The following is a 9,043-nucleotide window of genomic DNA, read 5'->3' as shown; positions in this document are numbered from 1 at the left end:
ACTGAGGGATAACCGCTCCCATGCTCCCGATGAAGTAAGAAGCAAATGTCGAGACTTGTCTAGTATTTGTGTAGCAGAGTAGGACACGGCGCCATGCCCATAGGTGTCAACTTAGCGTTAAACCCGCACTCCGGCAGTCCGGCAGGGGTTGAAACCCCTGCCTCAAAGCCGAAGTCCTCTGAAGAGGACTGAAAAACTCATTAGTCCTCTTCAGAGGACTTCAGCTATTAGACAGGGACTTCAGTCCCTGGCGGACTGCCGGGTGGGAGGACTGGCGGACTGATAGATTAAGTTGACACGACGAAAGGCAGTGCCGTTTTCCTACATAATGATTATTTTGGGGTAGGGAAACGGCGAAAGCCTTTGTCCTCCGTTGCCTTACTGCCAAACAAACACTTTGGCTTCGTATTCCGGCAAGTCAATCATAATATTGTCATCGCCCGATTCAATATCATAATTCCCCGTCCATTCGTGCCAATTTCCGTTTGCCGGGAAGTTGGGAACGGTGTAACCCGCTAGATAATTTTCCGACCAATTCACCACTACTACAACTCTCGAACCTTCATCGTTCCAGCGAGTGTAAGCAAAAACTTTCGATTCGGGGTCTTCGTGGAAAAAGTCGATGTTTTCTGTGTAAAGTGCTTGGTTATTTTTACGCAGGTGAATCAAGCCTTTGTAGTATTCCCACAAACTTTTATTGAGGTCATTTCCTAGCAGCGTCCAGTCAATTTTAGCTTGCTCGATTGTTTTGGCTTTGTATTCGCCAAATTCTTCGCCCATCCAAATCAGGGGCACGCCAACTGCTGTCATTAACACCACCGTTCCCAACTTCGCTCGCTTGAATGCTGCTTCATCCAAAATCCCGCACGAACCCAATTCGGCAAAAAGGCGATCGTGGTCGTGATTGGTCAAATAATTCACTACATTCGTAGCACCCAAGTAACCTTGCCGCTTGCAGTCAATCACATCTTTAAGGCGTTCTAAATCAAAAAAGTCGCCGCACAGTTGTGGAACGATGCAGTGATAGAAACTGTCGTGCCAGCAGCCGTCCATCGGCCCGTCTAGATTGGTGATGCTGGGATTGTCGGGAATGTATTCGGCAACGGTATAAAACGGTTTGGGGCCGGCGGCATCTTTGGCTTCTTGAACTACCCAGTGCATGAAATCGTAGTTAGCAATTTGTCGCGCCGCGTCGAAACGAATGCCGTCGAGATGATATTCTTGAATCCAGAAGCGGAGTGTATCGCCAGCAAATTGGCGCGCCGGGAAAGTTCCTAGGTTTTCGTCGTAGAATTCGTAGTTAAATTCCGGGCCCCAATTGTTGTCAGGATCGCGGGGTTCGTGGTGGTACCAATAATCGTGATCGATTTGAGTGAGGGGGCTCGATGCTTCCGAGTGGTTGTAAATCCCGTCCATGATGACGCGAATCCCGCGCCCGTGACACTCGTCTATCAGGTTTTTGAGTTCTTCTGTGGTTCCGTAGCTGGACTCGGCAGCGAAGAAGTAGCGGGGGTTGTAGCCCCAACTGTAGTCGCCTGGGTATTCCTTGATGGGCATGAGTTCGATCGCGTTGATGCCGAGTTCGACTAGGTAATCGAGTTTTTCGACGACGTGCTTGTACTGGCCGCGGGCGAAGGGATCATCTTCGCCACCGGAAAAGTCGGCAATGTGCATTTCATAAATCACTAATTCCCGATCGGCTGGCAGCGGTTTGTCGTCGTGTCTCCAGACGTAGGTATCGACAATGCGATCGCCATCTTTGATCCGAACAATGCCGTTTTGAGTGGGATTGTCGATGTCAGTCGCGTAGGGATCGACCACATCTACCCACTGATCTGGTTCCACAAACCAGCTTTTCGACTGAACGCGGAATTTGTATTGATAAACGCCATCCTCCAACTCAACTCGCGTGCGGAAATACCCCTCTTTGTCCTTTTCCATCGGAATATCTTCCCAATTAGAAAAAGAGCCAATCAAGGCAGCTCCTTTGTTGTAGGGAGCAAATAACTTGAATTCAATTGGAGCGGCCATAATACCTCTTTCTAAAATATTTCAGTAGCAGTAGATACTTTTAATTTCGCAAATTTAAGCGAACTCAGCATCACTCTACGGATATAATTTCTTTAAGGCTTAACTATTCCTAAAAGTATCGTCATCTGGCCTGTGCCTGCGCCTTTTATGAAGTGAAATCGCGCCATATCGGCAGTGCGATCGAAGTTTATTTAACTGGGGATCGCTCAACAATAAGTATTGGTACTACGATAGTTTTTTAGCATCTATCTTAAGGTAGATTCGTTTTTTTTAATATTTAAAAAAATATCTGTACTGGGATAGATGCGGGTTTAAACTTTATCACTTTTTTAACAACCAACAATTGCTCGGCTAGTGCACACTGCCTGCCCTAATTTTTTGGTAACAATTAGTCAGTCGGTGTACACTGCACACCATAAATCAGTGGCAGTAAGGTGCGCCCAGCGCACCCTACTTTTAACTTGATTTGGCCTGATGATAAGGCTTCATCCAACCAAGCCAGAACGCAGGGCGAGAACGGCTGCCTGAGTGCGGTCATCAGCGCACAACTTGTTCAAAATATTGCGGACGTGAGTCTTGACTGTACCGACAGTAATGTACAGCTTTTCGGCGATTGCAGCATTGCTGTAACCCTGCACGATCAGTTCCAAAACCTCTAATTCCCGCTCGGTTAAAGGGTAAGTCTCAATGATGTGACTAAACTCAGGTTCGGCCGCCTTAATTGTGACTCTTTTGCCCTCAGCCTTCGGTTCTTCCGGCGCAGGTTCCTGAGTGCGAGCTTGTTTCAGGACGATACGGGCGATCGCCGGATCGATCCAAGAGTTACCTTCGTGAGTTACTTTTACTACATCTAATAACTGATCGAAGCTAATATCTTTCATGCAGTAAGAATCAGCTCCGGCGGCAAAAGCTGCCAGAACTTCTTCTTCATTGTCCTGAAAAGTCAGGATCAAAATTTTTGTATCAGGATCGGACTCCGCTACCGATTTCTTGAACTTTTGTGTAAGTTCAATGCCATCAAAATCCGGCAAGCCAATGTCTACAATTGCCACGTCAGGTTTTGAAGACTGAAGCAGTTTCAATCCCTCTGTAGCGTTAGCTGCATCGCCGACAACTTCTATCGTCTCACGCTGTTGTAAAGCAGTGCGGATGCCGACTCTTGTCAGGTCATGGTCTTCTACCAAAGCAACGCGAATTTTACTCATCTTTCTTCCAATAGCCCGCTAAATTTTTAAAATATCGTCAACTGACTCAGCTAAACTGAGAAAATTTGAGAATGTGTCCTGATTTAGGGTTTTACAGGTCGCACATCATTTTTAAGCATACTCATGCAGCCGCCAAGAATGCAAGTTAATTTTTAAGTTATTTTGCGGCGATGCCTGCACGAGCCCGATCGGGACAGGTAAGCTCTCAATGTTTCAATAGTTTAACTGAATTATCTCATTGTCCGCCCGTTGATAGAGGTAAGGATACCACTACCCAGATAAATTTAAAGTATAAAAAATTTTGATGCACTTGGGCCCTCAAAATCAATAAAGCTAGCAGCACGAGTCTTTAATCGGTGTTAGGGCTCTAGTCCAACGCTTATTTATATAACCTGTTATGACTCAGTATCACGGCAATAAGTCTTTTCCCTCGGAGTTTTCCGACTCGGAAATCTTACACAAAGTATCTGAAATAACATCCCCCCAACCGCAAGTTGGCGACTGCCAAACTCAGGACGATCGCCTGTGCTCGGCAATTCCTCAGATAGTTTGGAAAACAAATGCTGACGGCCGGGCGACTTATTTCAGTCAGCGCTGGGAGGAGTACACCGGGGTACCAGCAGCAGCAGCTTTAGGTTTCGGCTATCTGGCGCGCGTCCACCCAGAAGACCGCCCTCGTCTGTTGGCGAGATCGCACACTTCTAAGTTCCCGCCGCCAAGCTACGAAATTCTATTTCGTCTGCAGACGCGAGAAGGCACATACCGCTGGAACGTGGCCAGAGGATGGCCCGCTAACCCCGACAGTCAGGAAGTTTTGGAGTGGGTGGGAACCTACATGGATATGGAACCGATCAAACAAACTCAAGCCGATCCCCAAGCAGAACCAGAGTTTTGGCGCCATCAAGCGCGCTCGGAAGCTAACTTCAAAGCTGAAAAATTGTGCGAAACCCGGACGGTAATAGAGGCTGGGCGGGATTTACAGGTGATAGAGCGGTTTACAAATATATTGAGCCAGCGCGCGGGTAATTGGGGTGAATTGTTGCAAGCCATCGCGGACGCGACTGTGGAGGCGATCGCCGGAGCGGAATTTTGCCTAGTTGCTCTCCTGGAGTCGGATTGCAGCGGCCTCAAACTCAGCGCTGTCGGGGGCACGGAAAACTTTGGTAAGGGCAAAACCCCGCACGTGCAAAACAAGCTGCTGTGGAAAGCATTTGCGACGGGAGAGTCTGTACTGTGGCGGTCGGAGTACCGCAAAGGCTTGTTGCCGGCGGCGGCTTGTGCAGCGGCGATCGAGTCGGGGCCAAGCGGGCGTTTGGGTGTGTTGGCCATCGGCAACGGGAAAGACAGCACGGCGATTGACGCGCATACTCAGGAACTGCTGGCGGTTATGGGAAAACAAGCTGCGATCGCGATTAACAACGCGCTGGCGATCGAAAAATTAAAAAAGCAGGAACAGCTTTTAGACTTGCAAAACGAGCTGCTAATTCGCCAGCAGGAAGAACTGGAAAATCAGGCGCGACGCCTTCAACAGCAAAAATTGGAACTGCTAGAAGCAGCCAAGTTAAAATCGCAATTTTTGGGCATCATGTCCCACGAATTGCGAACTCCAATGAATTCGATTATCGGCTTTTCCCAATTGCTGCTGCGCCAGCACAAACAACTGCTGACCGCCCAGCAAACAGAAATGGTGGGGCGCATTTTACATAACGGCAAAAATCTGCTACTGCTGATTAACGATATCCTCGACCTCTCCAAAATCGAGAGTGGCCGCACAGAATTAAAAATTGAAAAATTTCATTTAGCGCATTTAGTAATGGATGTGGCCTTGGAATTCGGAAATCAAGCCACCGATAAGAATGTGGCCATGTCCGTCAGCGTGTGCTTGCAGGATCAGTTTATAGTTAATGACAAGTTGCGCCTGCGGCAAATTTTGACCAATGTCGTTTCCAACGCGGTTAAATTCACCCATGAGGGCAGCATCTACATTGAGGTGCGGGAATTAAATCGCGATCGGCTAATTATCACCGTTCGGGATACAGGAATCGGCATCTGTGAAACCGATCTTCCCCACATTTTCGACAAATTCCATCAAGCCGACCAAACCACAACTCGCAAATATCCAGGCACCGGTTTAGGACTAGCGATTACTGCCTCTTTAGTCAAAATGATGAAGGGCACAATTAGGGTCGAAAGTCAGCCCAAAAAAGGTTCGACATTTCGGATAGAATTCCCGCGAAAAATTTATCCGAAAAAACTCATTTGCTGACCCATTTTTTTTGGCGGCTAAAAAATAGATATACATATAGATTATACGGGAGCATCTGTATGGAAATCGCAAGACCTAAGTCCGGCGCGGGGTGCTTCGATTTTTAACAATTGCTATAAGATGGATGATTAGAGTTCTTGCAAAAGTCCAATTCAACCCCCCGCAAGTCCCCCCTTATTAAATAGGGAAACAAGAATAATCCTGCTTCCTCTCCTCCCCTTGTATCAGGGGAGTGTTCCCGATAGGGCGTGGGATGGGCGTCCCGCCCGCCCTTTCTGGACGGGCGGGACGCCCATCCCACAAACCATCAAAATTGTAAGTTATTTAATTCTCATTCCATAGAAAGACTTTCGTCTCTCTCTAAGCTGTTGTGCATCTAAATCGTGTTTTTTGTGCGGGCTTTCTGGCCCAACCCCTACTCCCCACAAGAACTTTATCAAATTTTAGTTCACAGTTTAAATGTGCAACAGCTTAATACACGAAAGAATAAATAGGACTAACAGCAAAAAAAGGTTTTACCTACTAATTATAGCGGTAGGGTGCGCCGAGGCGCACCCTACATATAGAGGTTTTGGGTAATTCCTTTATTCTTGAGTCCCTCTCTGCTAGGAGGAGAGTTTGTGTAGGATAGGTTGCAACAGCAGACTATTATCTAAAGACTAGAAGTTTTCCCTACTTCCGCCTGAGTAGCAATTGGTTTAACATCGGTGTAGCCCATAGTATTAGCTACGTCGCGCAGCACTGTAATTTGTTGTTCAAACTCAAGACCTTCAATTTGACCCAACACGCCATTGACAGCCTCAGTTGCCTCATATCCTTCGGGGATATCGACAATTGTTTCCCCCATACCAATAGCCCAAGCATACCAAACCACCAACTGATTGTTAGCAGTTAAAGCTCCGTAAGCGTGAGAATACGGCGTGTCGTCGCCGTTGACAATCCCTCGCATTATATTCAGTTGTTGGTCATGGGAAAGCTTGCAAAAATCATCCAGCAGCATGGGAGCTAATTGTGGGTCAGCAGCGGCGGGAGCGGCTGGTGTAACTGAATCTCCCATTTTTTCATAAACAAAGTAGAGCAGCGCCAGCTTTTCATCTGTACCCAACCCGTTGATTGCCTGAACGATGTTTTGAGTGTCGTTGGAGAGAGAGTGAGGATTGGTCGCGGCGGGTGAGTTCATAAATAAAATTCCTTAAAAATGTTTCCAGAATATATAAGTATCAAGATTTGTAAGTGCAAGTCACCATCCCCTAGAGGTAATACGATTTGAGATTTGAGATTTGAGATTTGAGATTAAATAATGGGGAATGGCTGAGTATGTATGGGTTTGGAGCTTGCCTAAAGCTGCATTCTTTTCGGAAACTTGTGTAATGTTAAGGCACCACCCTAGGATAAATCATCCTTAAGATAGAAGCCAACGATACATCTGCGGGTAGATGAAAAAGCTTGGGATTCAAGTGATAATTAATAAAGTGCATTGTTAAATAAAACTAGCAAGGAGTCGGCTATGTCTGAAATTAATCCAGAAGTCAATAACATTGAAAACTTTGACGCTCAGCAGATCACTGAAAGCGCGGAAGCTGGAGAACAAAAGTTGCCGACCGTTAATGTATCAGCAGACTACGAAGCTTCAAAAGAATTCAGCGTTAGTGACATCGATCGCACAGGTGCCGGCGCTCAAGCTGCCGCCGCTGCAACTGCACCTAAATTTCCTATTCCCGCTGCTCAAGATAATATTGCAAAGCCGGCAGATACAAGCGGCAATCCCGCTGATTTTCGTTCGATGGCTCACGACATTACGCCTGCAGGTACACCGGGCGAAGTTACCGACGATTTGATCCAGAAAGCGATCGATCTTGGTACTCCCGGCAGCTAATTTAGCAATTCTCCATCCTCGATGCAAAACCTCTGTATTGTAGGGTTCTTATGGCGCGCCTTACCCCTCTAATTCGCGCGTCAAACCACTTTTTGCATAACTCCTGAATGCTCAAGTGAGTGCACGATAAGCTGCAATACAGTAGGGACATAAAAAAGTTGTGTCCTTAAAAGCTGCAATAAGGTAGGGACACAACAAGGTTGTGTCCTTAAAGCGTTAATTTTAAGTCTTCCTAATCGCTTAAATTTAAGTCGATCGCCCGACAGATTTTGCCAACAGTGCGATCGCTCAAAACTTCAATTACTAAATCCACCCGATCACCCTCCAGCATCGACTTAATAAATAACTCAGGATGCAGCGCTTTCCAGAAATATTCGACAAACCGATTAATTTCGGCTTCTGACATTCCCGACTTCCCCGCCGCCATCATTTCCCGTTCCGCCTGATTGCGCCACACTTGAGAAATGCGATAATCTTGGGGATACAAAACCATCAACCGATCTAATCGGTTCCACAGCGGCAGATAGTCGTGCAGCTTCGCATTCATATCGCGCGCAAACTGACAGTCGCCCTCTGTGGAAATCGGAAACGGTGCAGCCGCCAAAAACTCGTTCAATTTGGCATCAACCACCGGATTCACACCGACAAACCAACCTTCAAAAAGTACAATATCCGCACCCGAAATAATTTCTGGTTGACTTCTATCTCCTGCACCTCCGTAGGCAGATTTGTCAAATCTGGGAATTTCTATATTTTTAATTATATCCGGTTTTATGGCATCAGATTTGGGATTGTAAACTGCTGCTAATTCGCGAGTTTGAGAACCGCGCAACTTGTCTAAAACTGCGATTCCCAAGTCAATATCGTGAGTGCCGGGGGGGCCGCGCCAAATTAAACGCGGATCTGCTTTTTGGATTTGTTGGCGATCGGCATAAGTCTTATAAATATCGTCTAAAGAAAGGCTGACAGTAGAATATCCCAATTTTCCCAGAATCAGCCTCAAAACTTGGCATAAAGTAGTTTTTCCCGTTCCTTGCCCTCCTAAAATTCCTTGAATTAGAGGACGGTTTAAACTTTGTTTGGCAGTCGATAATTGCATTGCCAGCGGCAGCCAAAGATTCCACAAAGTTTCGAGGAAAACAGTTGACTTTAGGGGGAAAGTATGCAGTTCGTCAAGAAGAGAAAAGAATAAATCGGTTTTGCAGCGGACAACATCGGCTGCATTATCGGGAGTAATGCCAAAAGCGCGCGATCGCACATCATCCGCAAGTTCCCAACTTGCCAGGTGATCGAAGTCGGAAGCGATCGCGCTAACGCCGCCTTGCCACCGATGTAAAATTTCAACAGGGGTTACAGTCGATCGATTCATCAGCTCAAAACTCTCGCTAGCGGGGGCTGGTTTTGTACAAATACTATCCGCAACTGACAAATATTTCATCTTAAACCCGCGCCGATTCAAAAAGTTTTTAACTACCAGCCGGGAAGTCCCTCGGTATATTTAGAGGGGATTAATCTGAGCGCTGCGCGAACTACCCCGTTGGGAATTACCTAGCATGATGAAAGGCTCGTCGGGTGTAGGTACGGAAACCGACAATTAGACATTGCGAGTACCTTTAACTTTGATGTACTTCCTAGATATTAAAACAAAAGAAATGGTATATTAAG

Annotated in this window: 6 protein-coding genes; 2 read left to right on the top strand and 4 right to left on the bottom strand. The window is 46.6% G+C overall.

Going from position 1 to position 9,043, the window contains the following annotated elements; all coding sequences use genetic code 11:
- Positions 1–378: 378 nt before the first annotated feature.
- Positions 379–2,031 carry an alpha-amylase family glycosyl hydrolase gene (locus tag QUA00_RS35390; protein WP_333413207.1) on the bottom strand — a complete coding sequence of 551 codons (1,653 nt, stop codon included), beginning with the start codon at positions 2,029–2,031 and terminating at the stop codon, positions 379–381.
- Positions 2,032–2,516: 485 nt separating this feature from the next.
- Complete coding sequence (locus QUA00_RS35385) at positions 2,517–3,236, bottom strand: response regulator transcription factor (RefSeq protein ID WP_333284065.1); 720 nt, start codon at positions 3,234–3,236, stop codon at positions 2,517–2,519.
- A gap of 397 nt (positions 3,237–3,633) precedes the next feature.
- Between QUA00_RS35385 and QUA00_RS35380 the strand changes: the two genes are divergently transcribed.
- Complete coding sequence (locus QUA00_RS35380; protein WP_333413204.1) at positions 3,634–5,502, top strand: PAS domain-containing sensor histidine kinase; 1,869 nt, start codon at positions 3,634–3,636, stop codon at positions 5,500–5,502.
- A gap of 652 nt (positions 5,503–6,154) precedes the next feature.
- Here the strand turns inward: QUA00_RS35380 and QUA00_RS35375 are convergent.
- Positions 6,155–6,682, bottom strand: coding sequence for an orange carotenoid protein N-terminal domain-containing protein (locus QUA00_RS35375; RefSeq protein WP_333413202.1), 528 nt, complete (start codon positions 6,680–6,682; stop codon positions 6,155–6,157).
- A gap of 327 nt (positions 6,683–7,009) precedes the next feature.
- Here QUA00_RS35375 and QUA00_RS35370 point away from each other — a divergent pair, with 327 nt between their 5' ends.
- Positions 7,010–7,378 carry a hypothetical protein gene (locus tag QUA00_RS35370; protein ID WP_333413200.1) on the top strand — a complete coding sequence of 123 codons (369 nt, stop codon included), beginning with the start codon at positions 7,010–7,012 and terminating at the stop codon, positions 7,376–7,378.
- Between the two features lie 232 nt (positions 7,379–7,610).
- Here QUA00_RS35370 and QUA00_RS35365 read toward each other — a convergent pair whose 3' ends face one another.
- The gene (locus QUA00_RS35365; protein WP_333413209.1) at positions 7,611–8,747 is read right to left on the bottom strand and encodes a glycerate kinase; all 1,137 of its coding nucleotides are present in this window, start codon (positions 8,745–8,747) and stop codon (positions 7,611–7,613) included.
- Positions 8,748–9,043: the final 296 nt, after the last annotated feature.

Origin of the sequence: Microcoleus sp. T2B6 (genome assembly GCF_036700475.1) — a bacterium.
Taxonomy (GTDB): domain Bacteria; phylum Cyanobacteriota; class Cyanobacteriia; order Cyanobacteriales; family Microcoleaceae; genus Microcoleus.
This window is presented reverse-complemented; position numbering and strand designations above follow the sequence as displayed.